Source organism: Clostridium sp. Marseille-P2415 (assembly GCF_900155545.1).
Taxonomy (GTDB): Bacteria; Bacillota; Clostridia; order Lachnospirales; family Lachnospiraceae; genus Lacrimispora.
Map to the genome: position 1 here is coordinate 3,110,013 of NZ_LT732526.1, position 22,784 is coordinate 3,132,796.

Here is a 22,784-nt window from a genome sequence, read left to right on the forward strand (position 1 = left end):
GGCAAAAGAATGCGATAAATCCGGTATAAAATAACCAACCAAGCCACTCATGCCGGTTAATACGGCATTTCCCAAAATTCCATTCATTTTCTCCCCTCATGCCTTTCATTTCATATGGCTGTTCTGCCTGTTAAAAGAACCTTTTTACAACTGGTTACAACAGAATACCTCTTTTGTTGTAAAAACATTAAAATTTAACAGAGAAATGTCCTTCCCAGAAAAAAAGAAGGACATTACAAATAGGCCGGAAGATTTTTCACAAATCCGGCCTGCTTGCAATATCCAAAAATAATAAATTTGTATATTTAAAACTTTTTTTTCAAAAAAATGTAGACTTTATAAAAAATATGTAGTATATTATGAAATAGATTCGACATGTTTTTACAACAAAAGAGGTATTCCGTTGTAATGTATGACTAATAAATCTAATTTCTCTAATATTTTTAAATGCGCATGTCCGCTTTCTCTGGTATAAATACGGGTAGTATTCACATCACTGTGTCCCAATATATCTGCAAGCCTCGATAGATCCTTCTCCATCATGTAGAACGTTCTGGCAAACAAATGTCGAAGGTTATGAGGAAAGATCTTTTCTTCTGCAACCCCGGCCAAACCGCCCAGTGCTTTCATCTCGCGCCAGATATTGCTTCTGTCAAGCGCCTTACCGTTCCGGGTTACAAATATCATACCGGACATAATATTCCGTTCCTTTGCGTATTTTTTCAATAAATCACATAATTGACCGGTCAGAAAAACAGAACGGATCCTTCCCTTGCATTCAACTTCTGCCATACCATTCCTTACCGCTTCAACAGTAATAAACGGCAGCTCGGAAACGCGGATTCCGCTGGAGCAGATCGTCTGTAAGATCAATACCAGGCGTTCATTTTTGTTTTCTTTTGCCGCTCTGACCAGCATTTTATACTCTTCCTTGGAGAGCTCCTTTTGCTCCGCACAAAACACATTGCAGCTGATCTTAAAAAATTTTACCGTGCAATCCAGCCAGCCATTGTACTTAAAAAATCCATTGACTGCAGCTAATGCACCATTCGCCGTTACCGGTGAAAACTTTTTGCGCAGCGCGGCTTTCCATAAAATTACCGACTCTTTGCTTATGCTCTTTCCTTCAAGATACAGTCTGAATTGTTCCAGATAATACCGGTATTTTTGAATGGTCACCTGGCTCTTTTCCTGGCAGTACAGCCATTTGCAGTATTCTTCTATTGCATATTCTGTTATCGTTCTTACTGAATTATGATTTTTTTTCATTTTTTCCTCCATATTCTCCTATTGGCCAAATGCCAGATTTAAAAAAGCTGACATATATATTATCGGAATAGCTTATCACATTATACAATAATTAAGCCACTTTGATGATTCAGGCAGCCAATTGCTCCGGCTTTACAGAGGAAAAAATGATTTCCAGTTTTTTTATTTTATTGTAAGTTTTATCCTTAAATTATTTTTGCATAGTAAAAATGACGAAAAATCAAGAAAATAAAGTTCTATTTTGAAAGTTTATTAACCAATGATATTTAGATTTTTTAAGGATAAGTCGAGAATCGGCGCGGAGTGGGTCAATGCCCCGCAGGAAATATAATCCACCCCGATTTCCATCAGCTCTGCAATCCGTTCCTCCGTTACATTGCCTGAGCATTCTGTCTCCGCTTTATTCCCGATCAGTTCTACCGCCCGGCGCATGTTTGCGGCGTCCATATTATCCAGCATGATGATATCGGCACCTGCTTCCAGAGCTTCTTTTACCATTTCCAGATTTTCCACCTCAACCTCAATTTTACGGACGAAAGGAGCATATTCTCTGGCTGACCGGACCGCATTTTTCACTCCTCCTGCTGCCGCGATATGATTATCCTTTAGAAGAATTCCATCGGAAAGGTTATAGCGGTGATTATATCCCCCGCCTGCTTTTACTGCATATTTTTCAAAAATCCTCATATTCGGAGTGGTTTTCCGGGTATCCAGCAATTTCGTCTTGCTGCCTTTGAGTCTGTCAGAAATCCTGTGGGTATAAGTAGCGATTCCGCTCATTCTCTGCAGATAATTTAATGCGGTTCTCTCTCCGGATAACAGCGCCCTCGCATCTGCCGTAAGCTCTGCAAGAAGTTCTCCTTTTGAAACCTGATCCCCATCCGAAGCATAAGCCTGCATGGTGGCAGACGGGTCCAGGAGAAGGAACACACGGTAAAATATGTCCAGCCCTGCTATCACTCCATCCTGCTTACATAAAAGTTCCACACGCCCGGTTTTCTTATCGTGAAGTATGGCATTGGTCGTGACATCTTCACTGGTTATATCTTCCCGCAATGCCTGCAATAATAAATCATCCACATTTAAACTGAAGGTTATTTGGTTGTTCATTCCGGTCAGTCCTTTCTATTTCCTTTAATACGGTTTCTCTGTTCTTCTTTTGTATCTGCTCATAATTCTCATACCCGGATAAATTGATCATGGACGGTATCCATTCGTTCTTTTCATAAGTGGCCGTAATATGCGCTGCCGCTTCCTTCGCAAATACCAGACTTTCCAGCAGGGAATTGCTGGCCAGGCGGTTTGCACCGTGCACTCCGTTGCAGCTTGTTTCCCCTACCGCATACAGATGCTCCATGGAGGTTTTACTTTGTAAATCTACCGCAATGCCTCCCATGAAATAGTGCTGGGCCGGCGTAACGGGAATGCATTCCCTGGTCATATCGATCCCTTCTTCCAGACAGCGTTCATAGATATTCGGAAATCGTTTTCTTATCCTGTCACTGCCTAAATGTACGGCGGAAAGCCATACATGGCTGCTCCCCTCCTCCTTCATCTGCTGAAGGATTTTCTGCGTCAGAACATCTCTTGGCAGCAGTTCGTCAACGAAGCGCTCCTTTTCCGCATTAAGAAGATAAGCACCCTCCCCCCTCACAGATTCTGAAATCAGGAACCGCCTTCCGGGCTTTGAAGAATAAAGCGTAGTCGGATGAATCTGGATATAATTGATATTCTGAACAGGAATTGCATACCGGGCCGCCAATGCCAGGGAATCCCCGGTCAGGTGAGGATAATTGGTAGAATTCTTAAATAAGCCGCCTATTCCGCCGGTAGCGAGTACCGTATAGTCAGCATCCAGCCTCGCAATCCCCCCATCCCCTGACCGGATAATGACTCCGCCACAGCGGTTTTGACTGCAGATCAGGTCAATCATTTCCGTATACTCCATGACCGTAATGTTCTTTTTCCTTTTTACCTGCTTAAGCAGCTTACTCGTGATCTCCTGCCCTGTTAAGTCTTTGTGATATACGATTCTCGCAAAGGAATGAGCGCCTTCTTTGGTGTAACGTAATTTTCCGTCCTTTGTTTCAAATTCTACCCCCAGTGAGATCAAATCTTTAATAATCTCCGGTGATTTCTGTATCATCTGCCGGACGGATGCCCGGTTATTCTCATAATGTCCGGCCCTCATGGTATCTTCAAAGAAGCTGTTATAATCCTCTTCATTCTTTAAGACACAGATCCCTCCCTGAGCCAGAAAAGAATCACTCATTTCCACGGAGCTTTTCGTAATAAGCCGGACCGTTTTATCCTCAGGCAAATGAAGCGCGCAGTATAATCCGGCGACTCCGGTTCCAACAATAACAATATCAGTCTTCATTCTGACCACCTCTTATTCTGCCAAAGCAAGCATCCGGTCCAAGGCTCTGTTTGCTTTCCTATATAAGTCTTCATTGAGTTCCACAGTATTATTTAAGTTTTCCAATTGCTCCAATACCTTTTGAGGGGTAATCCGCTTCATATTCGGGCAAAACTGACGATGCCCGACAGAATAGAATTTTTTATCCGGATTTTTTAATTGCAGCTCATATAAGATACCCATTTCCGTGCAGATGATAAATACCTTTCCGTCACTTTTGGCAGCAAAATCAATGATTCCGGAGGTGCTTCCGACATAATCCGCTATTTCAAGAACATCGAAGGTGCATTCCGGATGAGCCAGAACCAGAGCCTCCGGATGAAGCCTTTTTGCTTTTTCTACCTCTGAACGCTTAATACTGGTGTGAACATGGCAAAAACCGTTACTCAGAATAATATTCTTTTCGGGGACCATATTTGCGACATATCTTCCCAGATTCCCATCCGGAATAAAATAAATATCATGATTGGGCAAAGCTTTCACTATCTTTACTGCATTGGATGATGTCACACATACATCGGACGCGGCCTTGATCTCAGCGGTAGAATTGATATAGCACACAACAGCAGCAGCCGGATATTTTTCCCTTACCTCCATGATCTTGTCTTCATCCGCCATATGGGCCATGGGACAATCCGCATAACTGTCAGCCATGATCACGGTCTTTTCCGGATTCAGTATCTTCGCACTCTCACCCATAAAGGAAACTCCGCAGAATATAATGACATTTTGAGGAACCTCCGTCGCTATTTTACTTAAGTAGTAGGAGTCCCCAACATAATCCGCAAGAGCCTGGATCCGGTCATCGGTATAATAATGAGCTAAAATGACTGCATCCTTTTCTTTTTTTAGTTTTTCTATCTTTTTATTTATATCCTCCATTTTATCGTCCTCCTTACACAGGATACTGCAAATTATAGCACATGCATTTACATATGACAAGACAGTTGTAAATACTGATTTTCTTAAATAAAATAAATACGCCGCGACGCTTACCCATAAAGTAAGCACGCGGCGTGCCTGTCTATCAGGATATTCTCACCCTCTCATTATTCTCCTCTGTGGTGATCGCTATCCCATTCTTTTTCATATCACTGTTCGGATTCGTACTAGAAAAGCATACCTTTATCATTCATCTGCCTCTATGATATCATGAACCTTTCCTCCGCCTTTTTCCATCCGCTCTCTCGCAGCTATTAAATGTGACTCATTTTCAACTGAATAAAATGGACCTGCCTGCAAGGCAAACGGAATTCCATTCGAACGAATCACCTGTTTTAAAAAAATATTGATTGCTGTGCTTGTATTCATACCAAGCTCTGCAAATATCATTTCACTCTGTTTTTTTATTTCATCATCAATACGGATATTCAAATTTACCATTCCAGTGTATTGCACGTTCTCCTCAAAATCATGAACATTTAAAATTCTTTTCCGAATCCAAAGGAACCATCCTTCTGGCAGTTCCGGGAAGAATAAACAGCTGCCTTATAAAGACTTGTCCTCACGGTCAGGTCTTTATATTCTTCTGCCGTGGTAATGCCAAATTCCCTGGAATTTTCGGGGAAATCAACTGCATATTTTATTCCATCCACATAGCTGACCAAAAAACAGGTGATAAAGGAATCCCCGGCACCCATGGTGTCTCTTGCTGCCACCAGGCACGGCGACTGTTTATAAACGTTTCCGCCGACAGAAACAAATGCCCCCTTTGCCCCCCTGGTTGCTATGACAATATGCCTGCAGCCATAAGAAAGGATGGCTTCTATCTGATTTCGTATCTCTGCCTCAGGCATATCCTCCCCACAGGATATACAGGCACAGTCAATGTAAGGACAATTCTCCTTTAAGTATTCGGAAGAAGCATAATTTGAAAAATCCATGGAAACAAAAGAGGCTGCTTCCCGGATCAGGGGAAGCTGGGTCTCGATATGGCTGAAGATGCTGGTATGTACGATGTCATAGCCGGATATATAATTCTTATCCATATTGGTCAGTTCCAGAGGATGCTGATTGGATATCCCTCCTTTGTTGCTTCCAAGAAATACTCTGTCTCCATCCACGATCTTTACTTTGGCGGCGCCGTTTTCCCCTTTCAGGAAGCGGCATCTGGAAACATCAAGCCCCAGCGATGAAATGGTCTCATATACATGCTCTGCCTCTTTGTCATCCCCGAAATTACCCAAATATGCCGATTCATACCCGAACATTTTCGCATAGACTGCAAAGTTTAAAGCATTCCCTCCCGGATACATGGTCAGGATATGCATGTATTTGTCCACCACGTTATCTCCCAAACCCAACACTCTGATCATAGTTCCTCACTCCTTTTTCGTTATTTTCCCATAATTTCAGCCCTTTATGGCCCCTTGTGTGAGTCCCCGTACAAACTGTTTCTGCATACACAGGAACAAAAGCACCATGGGAACAGAGGCAATCAGTATGCCGGCCAGCATAACTACATAATCCGACTTCAAATCCCCCTGAAATGCCATGAGTCCCAGCGGAATGGTCATGATGGATTTGCTTTCCAGGAATACATTGGCAAACAGGAATTCGTTCCATACAAAATTTAAATTTACAATTGCGCAGGAAGCCAGAACCGGCTTGCTGATGGGAACGATGATCAGGAAAAAGCGCTGCAGGCTGTTGCAGCCGTCCACGATGGCCGCTTCCTCCAATTCCCTTGGGATCGAGATAAAATAAGACCGGAGCAGGAACATGGTAAATGGAATCCGGAAAGCCACATACGGCAGAATAATGGCCCACTGGGTATTATAAAGCTTAAATGACTGCAGGATCTTATAGAGAGGGACCAAAGCGACCTGCTCGGATAAGGCCATGCCTCCCAGTACCAGAATAAAGATAAAATTGCTGCCCGGAAGCTGAAACCTGGTCAGTCCATAGGCCAGAAAGGAACTGATGAGCAGAATGAAAAACAGGGAAACTGCACTGACCAGGATGGAATTCTGAAAGTAGCTGAAAAGTCCCTTGTTCCATGCCGTCATATAGTTTGTAAACATCCATTTTTTCGGAAGAGCCAGGGAATTCAAAAACATTTCCTGATTCGTTTTTAATGAGTTCAGTATGAGCCACATCACCGGAAAAAGAATGATGCATACCAGAAAAATCAGGAAACTATGCAGCAATATCTTCCATAAAAAAACGTTTGAGTTCTTAGAATGTTTCATTCTGCATTCCTCCTTTAAACCTCGCCGGACCTTGAGACCTTTAACTGTATGATGGACGCGGTCACGGTTATGGCAAATATCAATACCCCTGTCGTGGCTGCCATGCCCATATCATCATGCAGGAATGCGTTCTGATAAAGAAACAGGCCAAGAACCTGGGAATTATTGCCCGGACCTCCGCTGGTCGTTGAATAAACCTCGGTAAATAATTTAAATGCTCCGATGATGGTTATGATGGAACATACCAGAAGCTGCTCTTTGGCAAGCGGAAGCGATATGCTTAAAGCCCTTTTTAAGGGTCCCGCCCCATCAATGACGGCTGCTTCCAGATAATCAACCGGCACATTTTGAAAGGCCACCACCATAAGCAGTGTGATATAACCGGTAAACTGCCACTGGCTCATGGCTATAATACAGAATATAGCCAGTCTTTTATCCCCCAGCCAGGTCTGCTGAAGACCGGAAAGTCCTGCATTTTTTAAAAAAGTATTTAAAAGCCCCACCTGCGGCGAATAAATAAAGTTAAACATCAGCCCTACCGCTGTCAGCGAAATCAGCGATGGAATAAAATAGACGTTCCGATAAAATCCTCTGGCCTTTCCGGTAAGCTTACTTTCCAGTAAAAGGGCAAGGACCGTTCCGAATCCAACCTGGACGACCAGAGAGATCACACAATAATACACATTGTTGCGCATCATGACCGGAAATACTTCATTGGTAAATAAACGCCTGAAATTATCGAGTCCTACGAATTTCATGCCGGAAGAGTAGGAAGATAACCGGAAAAAGCTGTATATGCAGTTAACGATGATAGGAATGTATACAAAACCGAGCACCATAATGAGTCCCGGCAATAGATACAAATATGGTGCAAATTTCTTTTTTTTCATCTGAATCCCATCCTTTTTTCATTAACAGGGAGCGTGGCACGCTCCCTGTTAAGCTGATATCCGTCTATAAAATTACTGGACCAGTGACTGTGCTTCTTTTGCCGCTGCTTTCACCTTCTGCATGGCTTCCGCCGGAGTCACATCTCCGTTTGTTATATCAGAAATCGCGGTCAGGTACGTATCGCATACGGTTGAATACAGGGAGCTGTCAAACCATGGTCCCATTTCCTTTGCCGATGAAATTGCCTGATATGCATCGATCAGGGACTGGTCCTTCAGATTCGCATCAACGCCCTTGGAGGCATTGAACCAGCCGACCTCTTCGGCCTGTGCTGCACCCACTTCCGGTCCAAGGAACCATTTTAAGAATTCAACACACTCTTCCGGATACTTTGTTTTGGAAGAAATAACGAATCCTTCCGGTGAACCGGTCAGAAGATCCGGATTGCCGGCGCCTTCTACCACCGGGAAGTTGAACATTCCCCAGTTTAAATCCGCATTTTCCTGTTTCACATTTGTAATTTCAACAAGCTCCGCATACAACATGGCGGTCTGCCCCTGTGTAAATCCAAGCCTTGCCATATCATGAGTCTGTCCATTAACACCGGCATTCATGTACGGTACCAACTGCTGATAGTACTCAAGGGCTTTCTCATATCCCGGATCAATGAATTCACCTGTTTTGGGATCATAATCCTTTGCCCTGACATCATCTGCGACAAGCATCTGATTTAATGTGCCAACATAATGGCAGGCCGGCCACTGATCCTGGTTTCCTTCCGCAATGGGAGTGATCCCGTCTGCTTTCAGTTTTTCACATACGGCTATAAACTCGTCCCATGTCTTCGGGATTTCAATGCCTTCTTTCTCAAATATATCCTTATTATAGAAGAAAAGCTTGCCATCCAGGCGGAACGGGACTCCGTAAATCATTCCGTCGCCGGTTGTATACTCCACCATCTGGGTGGGCAGAAGAGAATCCTTCCATGCCGCATCTTTTTCCATATAAGGCGTCAGATCCAGAATCAGATTTTCGCGGATAAACCGTTCGGAAAACTCGCCGCCCCAGCTGAAGAAAATATCCGGACATTCCTCGGAACCCACAACGACTTTAATCTTTTCTTTATACGGCTGGTTCTGGGCACTGGTGATCTCAATATCGATATCCGGATGAGCCGCTTCATATTCTGCTGCTTTTTTCTCTATGAATGAGTTACATGGATCATCAGGAAATCTGTGGAACAGCTTAATAATCTTCTTGTCCCCGGAAGACGCGGCTGCAGCCGTATCTCCGGAAGCCGCCTGTGAAGATTCAGCCGGAGCTGAGGAAGGGGACGAGGAACCAGAGGTATTTCCGCTGCAGGCAGTCATGAACATTGCCATGATACAGGATAACCCTGCATACATTACTTTTTTTAAACTTCTTTTCATAATTTACTCTCTCCTTTCTAGTATCCATAAAATAGTTGTCACGTCTATGTATGATGTTGTATGCATACATCTTATTACAACTTAGATACATTATATTATGATGTGTTATATTTTGCAATAGCTTTTTTTATTTTATTGTATGTTTTATCCTTAAACTTAAATTTATTCTTTTTTTACATAGTAAAAATGACGAAAATTTAAGAAAATAAAGTTTTACTTTCTAAAATTCTTCGTCATTTAAGGAATCAATTTCTTTTATTAATATTTACTTTTTTCGATTATGTCAGGATTGTCAGCTTATACCGCTCCGGATTGATAATTAATTTACAGTAATGGATGACCTCTCCAGCCTCATCCATCACCTGGTCCTTATGCAAAAGCAGGGCCTTCCCTTCCTTTACGTGCAGATGCTCCGCTTCTTCTTTTGTTGCAAAGCATATTTCCACAGTCTTTACCGCATGAGTCGGAACGGTGCCATGCCTGCGCAGGATCCCGTAAACAGAGCTTGTCAAATCCTCTCCCATCAGATAGGAATATTTGGACGGGAAATAATTTTCTTCCAGCATGACCGGTTCCTTATCGCTCTTGCGGATCCTGACAATTTTAAAAATGCGATCATTCTCATTTACATGGAGATACTGGCTTATGGAAACAGAAGCAGTCGTCCATTCCAGGGAAACCAGTTCTGTGGATGCAGTCTTCCCATCGTTTTCACACATCTCCGTAAAGCTTAAAAGCTTATTCATGACACGGTTCAGCTTTTTCGCTGCTACAAAGGTTCCAATGCCCTGATGCTTTGTCACATACCCCTCATCTGCAAGGATCTCGATCGCCTTTCTTACGGTGATCCTGCTGACATCATAAGCCTGGCTGAATTCCAGCTCTGTCATCAGCTTATCATTTTCCTGCAGCTTTCCTTCCATGATCTGTTTCTTAATGTCATCTGCCAGCTGTTGGTACAAAGGGGTGATTGAATTCTTATTCATGTTTCTCCTTTCTGAACTCTCTCATTTGTTTGTATCATACATCTTATGACATTATATTAACACTTTTTGATAAAAAACACAATCCTGTTTTACCCGGCATTTACCTGAAAATATATGGCCGAAAGTTCCCTGTTCCCTTTGCATTTTTTCTTGAGTGCCGCCGCCATTTCTTCGTCATTTCCTGCCGGATTGTCAAATTCCAGCTTCATGCCGGCTTTTTTCATGAAAACAAGCCCCTCTTCTTCCGCGATTTTCTGAAAGACATCTGCTTTTAATGGTGTATTGATAATTATCATTTCTCCTCTTCCTTTCTGCTATTTATAAAACCGCACTGCCGGCCAGCATGACGGCAGGGATTGTAAACAATGATAAGGCCGTTGTAACTGCCAATAATTTTGAAGCGTATCCACTGTCCTTATTATACTGCAGGGCGAACATGGTTCCCATAGCTCCGCTGGGACAGGCCGCAGCCGTTAAAATTGTAACCGCAATGGTACGGTCCGCCCTGGCTGCCGCAAGCAGCAGTAATGTAAGGAGCGGAATCACCACCAGCTTAACAAAGCTGATCATATAAGTTCTGGGATTTTTGAGACAGGAAAGCAGTTCGCTTTCCGCCAGATTCATTCCGGAGATCAGCATTGCGACCGGCGTGTTCATAGCACCGATCATGGACAGGGAATTTCCCACTACTTCCGGTAAATGCAATCCAATGACAAAAAAAAAGATCCCTGCTCCGATCGCAAATGTTGATGGATGCAAAAAATTTTTCACAGTATCCATCAGACTGCCGGCCTTTCCACTCATGAGCATGATCCCATGGGACCAGATCAGAATGTTGAATACGGTAATATATGCGGTCATGAAGAACACGCCTTTTGCTCCCAACAATCCGTTGATAAGGGGAACACCGATAAAGCCGCAGTTGGAATAGACGATGGACATCCGTTCGACTGCCATATCCGGATTCCCCTTGGATCTGATCACAAGCCTGGAAAGCAGGATCGCCAGTAAAAAGCTGGCTGCGGATAATCCTGCCGTAACTGCCAGTCCTATTATCAGACCTTTGTCAAAATCAATCTGATAGGACATAATGATCACACACGGTGAAATTACATTCAGCAGAATCGCGGACAGTTTTTTGCTTGTTTCGCTGTCAGCAAACCCTGCTTTTAAAGCAGCTGCCCCTATCATCAGGATAAGAAACATTTCGATAATTTTATTTACTGTAATGTACGCCAAGTCCATTTTTTCCTCATATCTGCACGGGATCTTTAAAACCCGCTTTTCCAATTTTATTCTAAACTCCAAGTTTCCAAAAGCTCACAAGACCTGTCATAACCGCAAGGCTTATGAGTATGGACATGGAGTTGATCATTCCTGCCCGTTCCATATCGCCATTTAACCGTTCCGTATTGATCACCCCCATTGACGTAATGGGAGCAAATACAATGATCATCAGGATCCTTTTTATTTCCGGGGAAAATGGCAGAAAATAACGGAATGCAGCCGCCAGACACACTGCGGTCCCATACCGGACCGCCAGAACTTTCATGACGGACCTTAATTTTTTCCTGTCCCTGCTAAATTCCAATGCTCCCCCTATCATGAACATGGCCAGAAAGGCATTTCCGCCGGCAAAGGCACTGGTCACCGTATAAACCGGGGCCGGGAAACGGAAATCTGCAACATAAAAGAGGATCATGAAAAGGTATGTAACAAACGGAACAGAATGAAACAGCTTCTTCATAAAGCCCGCCATTCCCTGTCCGTTCTTTTCTCCCGCAACGGAAGAGGCAACTGCAAACGTGACCCCCGTGCACATAACCGCATTTCCGGAATCAAACAGGCATGCAACGACCGTGCCCATATTCCCCAGAAAGCTCTGCAAATAAGGCATGGCAAATGTTCCAATGTTGTAGCCGGAATAATTGATCATGTTAAATGCTTTCCCCGCCCTATCCTGTTTTCCGGCAGCCAGATAACCGACCGCTGCCATAAGGACATTCAGAATGAATCCGAGGAAGAAAACAGAAAGCAGAGCCATATCCCTTTCGTAATTGGCAAAGCTGGTGATTACGGCTGCCGGAAGTGTCACATTGAGTATCAGCTTCATGATCGTCCTGTTCTCTCCAGGCTGAAACAGGCCCGCTTTCTTAAGGATATAACCGGCAAGGATGATCAAAACAAAGCTGCCTGCCTTCAACAAAACGGTCTGCATCTAACGCTCAATCTCCCAGTGCCTTCTTGACCTGGGCAATCACCTTTGCTCCGTTCATGGTTCCGTAAGCCTGCATATCAATGCATTCAATGATCTTTCCCGGGCAGTCCTTCTCTACCTTTGCCTTGCTGAACCGAACCTGGGGGCCCAAAAGAATGATATCCGCATCTGCCCCCTTTTCTCTTGTACTTGCCAAAGCATACGCATGGATCTGACACTCATAATTTTCTTTTGCCGCTGCCTCTTTCATCTTGTTTACCAGAAGGCTGGTTGACATGCCTGCCGCACAGAATAATACAATATTTCTCATAAACAAACTTCCTTTCCATCCTTTATTTTTGTTTTTTTAAAATTTCAATCATTTCCTTGCTGAGGTCCATAACCGTCATCGCATTCATCAGATGATCCTGGGCATGGACCATCAAAAGGCCAACCTCTACTTTTTTGCCGTTCAATTCATTCTGAATCATTTCCGTCTGTATCTCATGGGACTGGAGAATCATCTGATCTGCTTCATTCATTAACTCATCTGCATGTTCAAAATTGCCTTCCCTTGCTGCACGTAAGGCTTCAATTGCTGTGCTTCTGGCATTTCCGCTGTTGACCACAAGCTTCATAACGATCATTTCAATATCCATTTCAACATTCCTCTCTCTCATCCTGTGATTATGAGCTTGACAAAGCAAATAAGATAAACGATCACGATCATCGTCCATACCCATTTTTCTGATCTGCGGAAATGTGATCCTTTGCCCCAGACACGGTATAATCCGTAAGGCGGAAAAAGGATAACCCATATATAAGTAATGATTCTGGCTTTTGAAAAAACGTCCTGCATCTGATTTTCCGGTAACATTGATTTGCCTTTCAAACTCATAATCACCTCCTGCTGTTATTTTATTCTTTTTATTCTTCTGTTTCAACCTGCTGTTTGTTGGCCGCCAGGACAAAAGGTATATAAATAAGGAATGCAAGTAAAATACAAAGAATCTGTGTAACTGCCGCACCGATATTGCCGCCGGAGCATAAGAAGGCCATAAGTCCGGGTGGGGTTGTCCAGGGAGCATTTACAACCATTCTTCCGCTAAATCCAATGTTTGTCATAACATAGGCAAAGGTTGCGGAAACCGCCGGCGCGATCATAAACGGAATCGCCATGATCGGGTTCATGACAATGGGAAGGCCGAATATCAGGGGCTCATTAATGTTAAAGAGGGCACATGGAATGGCAAGTTTTGCAATTGCCTTGTAATCAGCTCTTTTTGAAAATATCATGATCGCAATGATCAGCCCGCCCGTGATCCCCGCACCTGTCACCGTGGAAAAGCAGGACATAAACGGCGTGGAAATGATATTGGGAATGGCCGTTCCAGCAGCATAGGCCGCTTCATTTTCCGCAAAAGCCGCTAACAGGATGGGCTCATACACCGCTTTTGTAACCTGGGTTCCATGAATACCAAACGACCACAAAACCGTTGTAATGAATATCAGGGTAACATAGCCCGGGAAGCTTGTAAGTATATTTGACAATGGCCTCTGAATAAAGGCTGTAATTGCATTGAACAGGGTCATGCCCGTGATCATTTCAAATGCCATTCCCACACCGGCTATTATGATGATCGTGAGAAGGGACGGAAATAAAATGGAGAATGAACGGGCAACATTGGAAGGTACGCTGTCCGGCATATGGATCTCCAGCTTTCCGCTTTTCACCAGCCTGCAGTAAAGCTCCGTAGCCGCAATGGAGGCAAACATGCCTACAAATAAGCCCTGGGCATTTGTATATATTCTGGAAAGTACATTGGTAACGATCACTTCGCTTCCGTCTGCCGCTTTCCCGGAGGCGGTAAAGGCACACAGTGAAATATAAGCGCCCAATGCAACGACCGGAAGTGCCTTATCGGTGATCCCATAATATTCGCCAAGCTCCATTGCGATCAGAATGACGCAGCCAATGGCAATAAAATTCATGGTCCCGTAATTTGCCGCGGTGAACATCGGATTCAGCTTTCCAAGGAAGCCCAGTCCCGGAATATTGGCAAGGCTGAAGTAACCTGGTGTTGTGCTGCAGATAACATTCGAAAACAGTGTGCAGAACGAACCGATAATAATAATGGGCAGTAAGCTCATAAATGCATTCTTGATCGCTGCCAGATGTCTTTGTGTCTGCATTACGCCTGCCACGGAAAGCAGGCCATTCATTAATTTGTCTTTCATCTTTTCCTCCATCTCCACCGCTGATCGCGGTCTTCATTGCTGTTGGGCTGAAAGCGCTTTGTTCAACCCTCCCCACCTGGTACGCATTCCGAAAGAGATTCACTGCTGCATCCGGTTCTATTTGTGCATCATCCCTTTTTAACCCGGTTTTCGCAGTGCTCTTTTATGCGTATTCACATGTTATCATAATTCGTTTTTGAACTCCATGTTCTTTTTTTCCATTTTCATAATGGTACTTTTTTCTTCTCTCATTACCGGGAAACAGCCGCCACCATGAAATTGGAAAAATTGTGCTTGGATTTTAAAAATCAGTTTTGCTATAATTATTTCATGATATTTGTGCATCGGTTTCATGAAAATCTTATCTTTTAATTTGAACAGGAGGAATCAATATGGAGCATAAAAGAGCATTTCCGGAGGGCTTTCTTTGGGGCGGCGCCACAGCGGCCAATCAGGTAGAGGGCGGTTGGAAAGAGGGCGGAAAAGGAATTTCCGTATCCGACTGCGCACGGGCGCATTTCGATACGGATGTCACCAATTATAAAGCTCACAATGCAGTGACTACCAAGGATATCAAAGAAGCGCTTGCAACGGATGATGAAGTATATTATCCCAAAAGGCATGCTTCTGATTTTTACCATCATTACAAAGAGGACATCCGGCTTTTTGCTGAAATGGGCTTCAAGGTTTACCGTATGTCCATCGCCTGGTCGCGGATCTTTCCAAATGCGGATGACGCCGAGCCCAACGAAGAGGGACTTAAATTTTATGACAACGTATTTGATGAGCTTCATAAATACGGCATTGAGCCATTGGTCACCATGTCACACTACGAACCGCCCTTAAATCTGGTTTTAAACTACAAAGGCTGGTATTCCAGAGAAGTGATCGGTTTCTTCACAAAATTTGTTGAAACCATCTGCAGGCGTTACAAAGATAAAGTAAGATACTGGCTCACATTCAACGAAGTTGATTCCATGATCCGCCACCCTTATACGACCGGTGCGCTCGTTGAAGACCGTTTTCCGGAACAGAACTTCGAAGAGGTGATCTTCCAGGCCATGCACCACCAGTTTGTGGCTTCCGCACTTGCCACGAAAATCTGTCATGAGATCATTCCCGGCTCCATGGTCGGATGTATGCTCACAAAGCTGACTTATTATCCTTATACCTGCAAGCCGGAGGATGTTTTAGAGGCTCAGCAGACCATGCGGAGCACCTACTGTTACAGTGATACCCAGGTCTTTGGAGAATATCCGGCATATCTCCTTGCCAGATTTAAAAATAACGGCATCCACATAAAAAAAGAAAGCGGAGATGATGAAATCATGAAAGCATATCCGGTGGATTTCGTATCCTTCTCCTACTATCATTCTTCCTGTGCCGCAAAAGACACTTCAGACTTAAATGTAACGGCCGGAAATACCATCAATGCCATTAAAAACCCGCATCTGAAAGCTTCCGACTGGGGCTGGCAGATCGACCCCACCGGCCTTCGCATCTCCATGGTGGATTTGTACGACCGCTACCGTAAGCCTTTATTCATTGTGGAAAACGGCCTGGGAGCAAAGGATGTTGTGAAAGAGGATGGAACCATTGACGATCCGTACCGCATCGAATATTTCAAGGCACATATGAAAGCGATCCTGGATGCCATTGAGGAGGATGGGGTTACATGCCTTGGCTATACCTCCTGGGGATGCATTGATATCGTTTCCGAATCCACCAAGCAGATGTCCAAGCGGTATGGCTTCATCTATGTGGACTGTGACGATTACGGAAAAGGCACTTATAAACGTCTTAAGAAAAAATCCTTTGACTGGTATAAGAAGGTGATCGAAACCAACGGTGCCTGCCTGTTCGAGGAATAAGACAGATAAAAAAGAAGGGGCTGGCATCAGCAGTTAAAAAACTGCAGATGTACAGCCCCTGTTATGTGCCGGCCGCCTATAACACCTGAGGCATCTGGGCTTCTATTTCACTCATGGCCTTTATAAAGGTGTCATAATCCTGTTTCCGGATCAGATCCTGTATCTGCTTCTGGCTCAGCACAAAAGACGCCGTCATCTGATAAAAACGCTGCAGCTCCGCGCTGTTATGGTCTTTATTGGCTATGGAGATCAGAAAAACGGTCCGTATCTTCTGGTCTCCCCAGTCCACCGGTTCATCCAGTATGCCCACGCACACAAAGGTTTCATCGCTCATGGCTTCATAACAATGGGGCATTGCCACCATGTTGCCAAATGCTGTTTTTGCCAGCTTTTCTCTTTTTAACACCGATTCATAAAATTCTTCCGGGAGATGCTTTTTTTCGGTCACGAACCGGCACATAAAACGCAGGACTTCATCCTTACTTTTGAACTTTAAATGGGGCAAAAACATTTCTCTTTCATAATAATTCCCGACCGAAGACACCTTATCAGCCGCAAGAGCCTTTTTTACGTTTACGATGTCATCGTCATCCAGAAAGTAGCGCACCTCCTGAATGGGGAGAGGGACTGCCACCGGAATGGGAACTGTGGTAAAGACATAATCATACTTTGAAAAATCCATTTTATAGAGGCTCCCCACATCACAAGCCGTAATTTCGTTAATATAAGAGCCAAAGGAGCTTTTATATTTATATTGGAGGAGCTGGGCGCTTCCCCTTCCCGAGGAACACACCAGCAGGACATTTTTCTTCTTGATCTCCGACTTTTTCCGTTCCAGGGCAAGGGCAAACGCAAAGGCAAAATACGCAATTTCATCCTCTGAAAGGGAAACGCCATAGTGCTCATTGATAACGGTAACCGCGCTGCACGCCATGGTATAGGATAAACAGAATTTTTCCTTCACATCCCGCAGCATTGGATTCTTTAAGTCCATATCATACCTGATCCGCACGCTTAAGGGAACCAGATGCTGGCTTAAGAGCATGCGGAGCTCCAAGTCATCCCGAAAGTCAAATTTAAACAGGCCGTATACCCGGTCCAGCATCTCAGTCACCAGATCACTGATTTCCTGCGTAATAATCACGTTGCTGCCCGGCCTTTCATCATCTCCATGGAATACCATCTTTTTTCCGGCCAGATGGATGGCGATATATGCGACCTCATTTTCAGGAAAAGTGATATGAAACGTATCTTCGATCTGCTCCGCAATGGCCTCTGCTATCTGATATTCATAATGGTCATTCCTGTTTTCCATGGGTTCCTCAGGCATGGGCACAGAATGGCCTTCCATAATGCGGCTGATGGCTATATAAAGATGAACCACCAGATTCTGATAGGCTGTTCCCGTTATAAGGAAATCATTCTTTTCAAGGACTCCCGATACACAGGCCGCAATCTGGTCCATGCTCTGATTACCCTTGTGAAGGCGTTTTCCTGAAAAGGAAGCAATGCATAACCTGGCATCAAATTCATTTCCCTCCAGCTTTATGCCATAATTGGGCTTCCGTATGAGCCTGATGTTGTATTTTTTCAGGAAATGCTCTACTTCCTTTAAATCCGCCGTCAATGTACGCTTGGAAATATACAGGCTATCGCTTAATTCATCCAGCTTAACGTAGGTCGGGCTGTTAAATAAATATTCAAGCAGATACTGGATCCTCTCCTCCGAAGTAGAGGGCAGATATTCATCCAGCATATTCTTATATTTTTTCCCGCAGAATGCCGCATATTTTTTTTCATCCGTAATTTTCAGATAATACCCCACTCCATATTTTGAAAGCACCGAGGCTCCGTATGGTTCAATTTCACGATTGATATCCTTCAGCAGATTCCGGATCGTCTTTGTTCCAAAACGGACTTCTTCCGAAAGCGTTTCTGCAGTATAATATTCTCCGTCCGATAAAATGTCCATAATCTGCTGCATTCGCTTATCCATATCGTTCACCCCTATAAGTAGATGTAAGAGCCTTTTATTAAAAGATCAAAATACAGGTTCCGCACTGAATTTTTGTATGTTATATTTAATATTCTCACTTACCCTCACATTGTTTTATGCATATTTACATGTTATCATAGTTTGATTTTTAATTCGATGAAACTTTTTTCCAATTTCAAGGTGGCAATCCTTTCCACCTGATCTTTGTAACCGGCTTTTGAACGGAAACATCTGCTTATTTAGAAAGCCGCAAAATACCTATTCTTCCGTTAAACGCCGGAATTTAAAAAGGGGCCTTAAGCAGCCCCTTCTTTCAATATAAGTATTCAATTTGCCTATCTGTTTTCATGTATCAACTGTTGTCTTATATATAGATCCTTTGTACGTTCTACCGTTGCCGCCCATTCTGCATCCGTGATCTCTTCCGGTTTTTCCATCTCCAATACATTGCTTAATTCAATATTCACCGAACGAATCGCATTAAATGCTGCTTCCTGTAAACTCTCCTCCAACTCTGATGTCTGGGATGGAATATTTTTATCTGTTGAAAATGCATGGTCATGATCCATAAGAGGATAGAAACCAAGCAGACTTCCTGTTTGATTATCCATAAAGAAACCAAAGTTAGCGCCATGACGGTCCTCATTTCCAAGAATATAATCAACTGCCTGCATCTGATAATAAGCAGCCGGATCCGATTGCCTGATATAGTCATATTCATTTATATCATGGTAACTACAGTATATCTGGAAATCTTCCCAGGATACAATCGCCTTTTCTTCTGTTGAAATAATTTTACACTTTACAATTTTCTCACCGCTAAAATAAATTCTATCAATATGTTCCTGATCCGCAATCTGTCTTAAATCAGCTTCTTCTGCTTCTAAATAGGACACATGCGGAATATTTAAGGCATCTAAAATTTTACTGGCTGCGATCTCTTTTTTACCAACTTTATATAAGTACAAGCCATCTGATTCCCGAATCCACGCTTTGGCCGCCATCCCCTGTACAGTTAACTCCGGAGTGTGGACTTTTTGTACCAATTCCCGGAAACTTCCATTCACTCCCATGAGCGCAGTTGCCGACACCGCCTTTTCCAATGGATTGCGGAACAGATTCATCTGTTTCCATGTAAGATTCTCCCCGGACTCTTTCAGCCAGTAACAATCAGTGAGGGAAGCAAAATGAAATAACCTTGCAATTAAATAAGGATTACTTTGGCTTATCCGGAATCCAGCAAGTAATTTTTTAGCATTTGTCTTTCCGATATTCATCGTCCTGTTTTCTGTCCAGCCATGCATTACATCATCAAAATTCACCTCTCGGTACCGTAAAGAAATCGGAAGGTGTTCGTAGTCTAAAATTCTGCAGCAATAGTCTTCTATCTCAAGTACAGGAGTATCCTTCAGCATAATATAGGTTTTATTCATCTCTGGCCACCTCCTTTTTGTCTTCAATTATACCTTATCTGTTTCCATATTTCTACTTTTTAAACCATATGGATATGAAACTTTATAATTTAAAGACTCAATTTCGACGGCAGGATAGACTTTACCGGCACCTTGGTTTATTTCAGTATATAGGAAAAGCCGGATACCGGGGTCCCAATGCCCTGGATCCCCAAATTTATGCTCCCTCCTGCGCTGATTGTCTGGTTCCAGACAGGTGGTGTAATAATGTATGTATCTCCCAATTCCGTTATTTCTCCGCCCCAGATATTTGAAATAGTAAAGTCCGCTTTGTTTACAATTAATTTCCAGCCGTTTACTGTGGAACTGGATGTATTTTTTATATACAGATTCATCATATAGCCGTCTGACCATGCATTGATTTCTGTTGTCAGCTGTAAATTTTCATCAGAAACAGGCGGAACATCTGATGCAGCCGTTAAAATCGTACTTAATGTCTCATACCATTTATCGCACATTTTCTGGCTGCCGGAACTATTGGGATGAACTCCGTCATACGTATCGGTGCTTGTATCATAACCGCTGTATTGGTCAACTAACGTTATGGGGGATTCGCCGGTCGATAATTTTTCGGCCCAGTCAACCATCGATGTGTTAAGGTCTTTAACGCGGGCTTCGTAATCGGCGTCATCATTCGGGTGTAACGGTGTAATCTGAGCTACGATAATTTTCATATTTGGGTTATTTGCTCTCATTTGATCTACAAGTACGGTGTACGCATTCAGAATTGCGGCAGTGCCTTTGCCGCTCCAGCAATCGTTTGTTCCGAAGTGCATCATTACGATATCAGGGTTTGAAGAGGAGAGCCAGTCAGCTAATTTTGCAGTAGCAGCAAGGTCTGTAACAAGCATACCGCTATGGCCTTCATGTGTCCCCTGCGAGCCAACAAACTTAACGTCATATCCGTTAGCGGTCAGTTTCTTAAACAGCAGTGTACGCCAGAAATCACAGTCTGTAATAGAATCCCCTAAGGACATTATTTTTGTGGTACTGTTGGCTGCCGCGGCATAAGCAGCAGTGGCTGTATTTTGAAACGTAAAAAATACAACCAATAATACAGCCGCTAACTTTAAAATTGCGCTGCCGTTTATGTTCTTCTTCTTCATCATAGAAAATACCTCCTTATTCTTTGGTCGTGTAAATGTCCCCTGCTCTTCTTGGAATATCTTATTATGTTCTTTACCAGCCCAGATCTTCTTTAATTTGTTCTGAAAGCTGATCTGCCATCATTTTATGGGTTTTAAGATTCGGGTACCAGCCTTCCCCGTATTATAAAACTGGATTCTTACGCCCCCGGCGGCATGAACATCCGCCGAGGGCCAGACCATAAACAGAATCATAATGGCAGCCAGCATAAATGCTATTTTCCTTCTCATTGGAAAGCCTCCTTATATAAAATTTATACATATATCATACCATTTCCAAATTCTGTATAAAATAGTAAAATTATATAAATGAATTTAGATTTATGTGTTCTTTTTAACAAAAATTCTATATACTTGAAAAACCGCTGGCCAATGTCAGTACTTTTTCCCATTCCGTCCCAAACGGAAAGCAGCCTATATCTGCTTTCTTCCTGAAAATGGACAAATAGAAAGCCTTGAGGCGTTCTATTCCCCAAGACTTAATTTTTTTAATATTTAGACGTTTTAAATATAACAAGCATTATCGGGCAGAATCTTTATATTCTAAATACATTGCTGCAAGTTCAGGATCTTTAAATTTCTTTTCACTTCTTGAATAATGAGTACCATTATCCCAAAGCATAGGGCAAAATCCCATATCATAGGCAGTTTTACAAACTGTCGAAAGATAAAGCCTTACACTTTTCGGCTCCTTATTTACAGTAGTGGTGCCATATTCACCTATGATGACAGGGATTCCTTTATCGGCAAACTTCTTTTTCATTTTATTAAAGTCAGTTTTAACCTGATTAATTTCTTCGTCTGTTCCCCATGTCCTTGCGCACTTGCCCCAGCTCTCGTCCTTCTCAAGAATTGTAAAAGTAGAAGGGGTATAATAATGTACCGAAACGATTAATTTATCATTTACAGTATCCTTAGGCATTTTAAAGCTGTCATCACATGTAAGATCTATATCTGTTGCATATCCGGCAATCAGAAGACAGCGGGATGCATTATTTCCTCCGGATGCCCTGACAATGTTAACAAATTCCTGATTCATGTTATTAAGTATATTATACGCTCTTGTTTTATTATCTCCGGATGTACCGCTGTATCTGTTCCAAATAGTATCCCAGCAGCCCTCCTCATTAAGAGATTCAAAAATCAGATTTTTAGGATAATCCTTAAAATAATCGCTTAATTGTGTCCATATTGAAGTATATTTTTTCATAGATCCATCATAATCGGTTGCAAATTTTTCAAACCAACCGCCATCCCAGTGAATATTCACAATAACATACATATCATTATTTGAGCAGTAATCAACTACTTCTTTAACACGATTCAGAAGGTCCCTGTTAATTGTGTAATCAGCTGACATAAGATTCGACCAGGCTACCGGAATACGAATGGATTTAAAGCCTGCGGCTTTGACACCGTCAATCATTTCCTGCGTTGTAACCGGATTTCCCCATGCTGTTTCATAGTTTTCTACCGAGCTTCCATCAATCCAATCCCCGCACGCTTCAAGCGTATTTCCTAAATTCCACCCAATTCCCATAGCACGAACTGTTTCGGCAGCTGTTTTATCATCAGATACCGATGATGCTGCAAATACATTAGATACAAATAGTGAGTTAACTAAAAACGTTATAAGTAATAAGAGAGATACTGCTTTTGTAAAATTTAATCGTTTCATA

22 protein-coding genes are annotated in these 22,784 nt (G+C 42.9%); 1 reads left to right on the top strand and 21 read right to left on the bottom strand.

All coding sequences use genetic code 11. The features are described 5' to 3' along the window. Positions 1-381: 381 nt before the first annotated feature. The 16 genes from BQ9856_RS19090 to BQ9856_RS19170 form a co-directional block, all read right to left on the bottom strand. The gene (locus BQ9856_RS19090) at positions 382-1,269 is read right to left on the bottom strand and encodes a tyrosine-type recombinase/integrase (RefSeq protein WP_077613450.1); all 888 of its coding nucleotides are present in this window, start codon (positions 1,267-1,269) and stop codon (positions 382-384) included. Positions 1,270-1,521: 252 nt separating this feature from the next. After that, positions 1,522-2,379, bottom strand: coding sequence for a carboxylating nicotinate-nucleotide diphosphorylase (gene nadC / locus BQ9856_RS19095; protein WP_077612437.1), 858 nt, complete (start codon positions 2,377-2,379; stop codon positions 1,522-1,524). Beyond that, the gene (locus tag BQ9856_RS19100) at positions 2,342-3,649 is read right to left on the bottom strand and encodes an L-aspartate oxidase (RefSeq protein ID WP_077612440.1); all 1,308 of its coding nucleotides are present in this window, start codon (positions 3,647-3,649) and stop codon (positions 2,342-2,344) included. The genes nadC and BQ9856_RS19100 overlap by 38 nt, the downstream gene beginning before the upstream one ends. A gap of 12 nt (positions 3,650-3,661) precedes the next feature. Next, entirely contained in the window at positions 3,662-4,570 is a 909-nt protein-coding gene (gene nadA, locus BQ9856_RS19105; RefSeq protein WP_077612441.1) for a quinolinate synthase NadA, read from the bottom strand. Positions 4,571-4,816: 246 nt separating this feature from the next. Then, positions 4,817-5,062 (bottom strand): type II toxin-antitoxin system RelB/DinJ family antitoxin, encoded by a 246-nt coding sequence (locus tag BQ9856_RS19110; RefSeq protein WP_442855548.1) that lies wholly within the window; start codon positions 5,060-5,062, stop codon positions 4,817-4,819. Between the two features lie 47 nt (positions 5,063-5,109). Beyond that, on the bottom strand, positions 5,110-6,003 hold the full coding sequence (locus BQ9856_RS19115) for a PfkB family carbohydrate kinase (protein ID WP_077612443.1): 894 nt from the start codon (positions 6,001-6,003) through the stop codon (positions 5,110-5,112). A gap of 36 nt (positions 6,004-6,039) precedes the next feature. Further along, the gene (locus BQ9856_RS19120) at positions 6,040-6,879 is read right to left on the bottom strand and encodes a carbohydrate ABC transporter permease (protein WP_077612444.1); all 840 of its coding nucleotides are present in this window, start codon (positions 6,877-6,879) and stop codon (positions 6,040-6,042) included. Between the two features lie 14 nt (positions 6,880-6,893). Further along, positions 6,894-7,769 carry a carbohydrate ABC transporter permease gene (locus tag BQ9856_RS19125; RefSeq protein WP_077612445.1) on the bottom strand — a complete coding sequence of 292 codons (876 nt, stop codon included), beginning with the start codon at positions 7,767-7,769 and terminating at the stop codon, positions 6,894-6,896. A 72-nt stretch (positions 7,770-7,841) separates the two neighbouring features. Next, entirely contained in the window at positions 7,842-9,200 is a 1,359-nt protein-coding gene (locus tag BQ9856_RS19130; RefSeq protein ID WP_077612446.1) for an ABC transporter substrate-binding protein, read from the bottom strand. 278 nt (positions 9,201-9,478) lie between these two features. Next, positions 9,479-10,186 (bottom strand): GntR family transcriptional regulator, encoded by a 708-nt coding sequence (locus BQ9856_RS19135; protein ID WP_077612447.1) that lies wholly within the window; start codon positions 10,184-10,186, stop codon positions 9,479-9,481. Between the two features lie 89 nt (positions 10,187-10,275). Beyond that, positions 10,276-10,482 (bottom strand): hypothetical protein, encoded by a 207-nt coding sequence (locus BQ9856_RS19140; protein ID WP_077612448.1) that lies wholly within the window; start codon positions 10,480-10,482, stop codon positions 10,276-10,278. Between the two features lie 22 nt (positions 10,483-10,504). Continuing rightward, positions 10,505-11,425 (bottom strand): AEC family transporter, encoded by a 921-nt coding sequence (locus BQ9856_RS19145; RefSeq protein ID WP_159442045.1) that lies wholly within the window; start codon positions 11,423-11,425, stop codon positions 10,505-10,507. Positions 11,426-11,483: 58 nt separating this feature from the next. Further along, positions 11,484-12,404, bottom strand: coding sequence for an AEC family transporter (locus BQ9856_RS19150; protein ID WP_077612450.1), 921 nt, complete (start codon positions 12,402-12,404; stop codon positions 11,484-11,486). Positions 12,405-12,411: 7 nt separating this feature from the next. Further along, positions 12,412-12,714 carry a PTS sugar transporter subunit IIB gene (locus BQ9856_RS19155; protein ID WP_077612451.1) on the bottom strand — a complete coding sequence of 101 codons (303 nt, stop codon included), beginning with the start codon at positions 12,712-12,714 and terminating at the stop codon, positions 12,412-12,414. A gap of 22 nt (positions 12,715-12,736) precedes the next feature. Then, positions 12,737-13,042 carry a PTS lactose/cellobiose transporter subunit IIA gene (locus BQ9856_RS19160; protein ID WP_077612452.1) on the bottom strand — a complete coding sequence of 102 codons (306 nt, stop codon included), beginning with the start codon at positions 13,040-13,042 and terminating at the stop codon, positions 12,737-12,739. 268 nt (positions 13,043-13,310) lie between these two features. Further along, a complete protein-coding gene (locus tag BQ9856_RS19170; protein WP_077612454.1) occupies positions 13,311-14,621 on the bottom strand; it encodes a PTS sugar transporter subunit IIC in 1,311 nt (436 codons plus the stop codon). Positions 14,622-15,013: 392 nt separating this feature from the next. Between BQ9856_RS19170 and BQ9856_RS19175 the strand changes: the two genes are divergently transcribed. Further along, a complete protein-coding gene (locus BQ9856_RS19175) occupies positions 15,014-16,492 on the top strand; it encodes a family 1 glycosylhydrolase (protein WP_077612455.1) in 1,479 nt (492 codons plus the stop codon). A 76-nt stretch (positions 16,493-16,568) separates the two neighbouring features. On the opposite strand, the gene BQ9856_RS19180 is transcribed toward BQ9856_RS19175, so the two are convergent. From BQ9856_RS19180 to BQ9856_RS19195, 5 genes are all read right to left on the bottom strand, one after another. Next, on the bottom strand, positions 16,569-18,488 hold the full coding sequence (locus BQ9856_RS19180) for a BglG family transcription antiterminator (protein ID WP_077612456.1): 1,920 nt from the start codon (positions 18,486-18,488) through the stop codon (positions 16,569-16,571). Positions 18,489-18,823: 335 nt separating this feature from the next. Further along, positions 18,824-19,921: a hypothetical protein gene (locus tag BQ9856_RS19185; protein WP_077612457.1), complete on the bottom strand. Its 1,098-nt coding sequence runs from the start codon at positions 19,919-19,921 to the stop codon at positions 18,824-18,826. A 137-nt stretch (positions 19,922-20,058) separates the two neighbouring features. Further along, on the bottom strand, positions 20,059-21,069 hold the full coding sequence (locus BQ9856_RS19190; RefSeq protein ID WP_077612458.1) for a GDSL-type esterase/lipase family protein: 1,011 nt from the start codon (positions 21,067-21,069) through the stop codon (positions 20,059-20,061). A gap of 117 nt (positions 21,070-21,186) precedes the next feature. Beyond that, positions 21,187-21,336 (bottom strand): hypothetical protein, encoded by a 150-nt coding sequence (locus tag BQ9856_RS24635; RefSeq protein ID WP_159442046.1) that lies wholly within the window; start codon positions 21,334-21,336, stop codon positions 21,187-21,189. A gap of 289 nt (positions 21,337-21,625) precedes the next feature. Then, positions 21,626-22,783, bottom strand: a complete 1,158-nt coding sequence (locus BQ9856_RS19195) for a glycoside hydrolase family 5 protein (RefSeq protein ID WP_077612459.1) — start codon at positions 22,781-22,783, stop codon at positions 21,626-21,628. Position 22,784: the final 1 nt, after the last annotated feature.

Coding starts and splice junctions, on each gene's coding strand:
- BQ9856_RS19190 (WP_077612458.1), bottom strand. CDS start 21,069: ATGATGAAGAAGAAGAACATAAACGGCAGCGCAATTTTAAAGTTAGCG.
- BQ9856_RS19130 (WP_077612446.1), bottom strand. CDS start 9,200: ATGAAAAGAAGTTTAAAAAAAGTAATGTATGCAGGGTTATCCTGTATC.
- BQ9856_RS19170 (WP_077612454.1), bottom strand. CDS start 14,621: ATGAAAGACAAATTAATGAATGGCCTGCTTTCCGTGGCAGGCGTAATG.
- BQ9856_RS24635 (WP_159442046.1), bottom strand. CDS start 21,336: ATGAGAAGGAAAATAGCATTTATGCTGGCTGCCATTATGATTCTGTTT.
- BQ9856_RS19195 (WP_077612459.1), bottom strand. CDS start 22,783: ATGAAACGATTAAATTTTACAAAAGCAGTATCTCTCTTATTACTTATA.
- BQ9856_RS19125 (WP_077612445.1), bottom strand. CDS start 7,769: ATGAAAAAAAAGAAATTTGCACCATATTTGTATCTATTGCCGGGACTC.
- BQ9856_RS19175 (WP_077612455.1), top strand. CDS start 15,014: ATGGAGCATAAAAGAGCATTTCCGGAGGGCTTTCTTTGGGGCGGCGCC.
- BQ9856_RS19155 (WP_077612451.1), bottom strand. CDS start 12,714: ATGAGAAATATTGTATTATTCTGTGCGGCAGGCATGTCAACCAGCCTT.
- BQ9856_RS19100 (WP_077612440.1), bottom strand. CDS start 3,649: ATGAAGACTGATATTGTTATTGTTGGAACCGGAGTCGCCGGATTATAC.
- nadA (WP_077612441.1), bottom strand. CDS start 4,570: ATGGAGGATATAAATAAAAAGATAGAAAAACTAAAAAAAGAAAAGGAT.
- BQ9856_RS19115 (WP_077612443.1), bottom strand. CDS start 6,003: ATGATCAGAGTGTTGGGTTTGGGAGATAACGTGGTGGACAAATACATG.
- BQ9856_RS19090 (WP_077613450.1), bottom strand. CDS start 1,269: ATGAAAAAAAATCATAATTCAGTAAGAACGATAACAGAATATGCAATA.
- BQ9856_RS19160 (WP_077612452.1), bottom strand. CDS start 13,042: ATGGATATTGAAATGATCGTTATGAAGCTTGTGGTCAACAGCGGAAAT.
- BQ9856_RS19185 (WP_077612457.1), bottom strand. CDS start 19,921: ATGAATAAAACCTATATTATGCTGAAGGATACTCCTGTACTTGAGATA.
- BQ9856_RS19180 (WP_077612456.1), bottom strand. CDS start 18,488: ATGGATAAGCGAATGCAGCAGATTATGGACATTTTATCGGACGGAGAA.
- BQ9856_RS19135 (WP_077612447.1), bottom strand. CDS start 10,186: ATGAATAAGAATTCAATCACCCCTTTGTACCAACAGCTGGCAGATGAC.
- BQ9856_RS19150 (WP_077612450.1), bottom strand. CDS start 12,404: ATGCAGACCGTTTTGTTGAAGGCAGGCAGCTTTGTTTTGATCATCCTT.
- BQ9856_RS19120 (WP_077612444.1), bottom strand. CDS start 6,879: ATGAAACATTCTAAGAACTCAAACGTTTTTTTATGGAAGATATTGCTG.
- nadC (WP_077612437.1), bottom strand. CDS start 2,379: ATGAACAACCAAATAACCTTCAGTTTAAATGTGGATGATTTATTATTG.
- BQ9856_RS19140 (WP_077612448.1), bottom strand. CDS start 10,482: ATGATAATTATCAATACACCATTAAAAGCAGATGTCTTTCAGAAAATC.